Origin of the sequence: Streptomyces sp. NPDC002130 (assembly GCF_040296465.1) — a bacterium.
Lineage (GTDB): Bacteria > Actinomycetota > Actinomycetes > Streptomycetales > Streptomycetaceae > Streptomyces.
Genome location: NZ_JBEOXI010001257.1, coordinates 1 through 1,043 on the forward strand (window position 1 = coordinate 1; position 1,043 = coordinate 1,043).

Sequence of the window (1,043 nt, forward strand, 5' to 3'; positions counted from 1 at the left end):
CGGTAGACCAGCCCGTGCAGGTTCTCCAGATACTCCCGGATCCTCTCGACGTCACGCACCCGCACTGCTGCCACCGTGCAGCACATCCTCGATCAGGCATCCGTCGTCAACGACAAGACAGAAATGATTCCGGCACTTCGTCTCGGCCACCGCGAACAGGGAGCGTCCGGTCATGCACTGAACGACCCCGAAGCCATCGAGGCCGAGAAGAAGAAGTCGACGCGGATGCTCGCGGCACTGACGGCGCTCGGTGTCTTCACCGTGATCGTCCTGATTCTCCTTGTGGTGTGGGTGGCGAGCTTCCTCTCGGGTGGTAGTAACGACACCCCTCTCAGCGAGCAGAGTTTCGGATTGACCACCGAAGCCACTGCGCCCGAGAACAATTCACCCGCGCCCGCACCGGCGGCGGCAACCGTGCCGGTAGCTGCCTCGGCCGTAACGGTGTTCTCACCCCAGGGCACGCCGGATCAACCGGCAACGGCCAAGAACGCCATCGACGGCAATCCGGCCACTGCGTGGTCGTCGGACTCGTACTTCCAGCCGTTCCCGTCACTGAAGAACGGTGTCGGCCTGATGGTGAGTCTTGCCGATGCCGCCAACCTGAAGAACGTTGCGATCACGTCTGATTCGCCGGGAACCGTCGTTGAAATCCGTTCTGCCCCTTCTGCGAATACTTCACTGGATCAGACCAAGGAAATCGGATCGGGTGTCCTGAAGAACGGTGTGACCGACATTCCAGTCACGTCGGATGGCTCGGGTCAGTATGTCCTGGTTTGGATTACGCAGCTCAGCACCGAATCCGGACAAAACCAGACATCCATCTCGGAGATTGCTTTCACTGCTGCAAAGTGATCGCCCTTGGCCCTTCCGAAACCTACCGACTGGGCTAATATCCGCCCGTGCACAGTTATCGGGGGGGCACCGGGGGCGGAGCCGGAAATTTCGAATCCAGAAGTCTCGAGAACAAAAATCTCGAGGCGACGGATTTCGAATTGTTGACAGTACTGATAGAAGGTCGCGGGCGAAGTGCCCGCCTTCCGGGC

At 59.8% G+C, this 1,043-nt stretch carries 1 protein-coding gene; it reads left to right on the forward strand.

The window, feature by feature from the left end:
* Positions 1 to 75: 75 nt before the first annotated feature.
* Complete coding sequence (locus ABT116_RS50085) at positions 76 to 852, forward strand: hypothetical protein (RefSeq protein ID WP_351648472.1); 777 nt, start codon at positions 76 to 78, stop codon at positions 850 to 852.
* Positions 853 to 1,043: the final 191 nt, after the last annotated feature.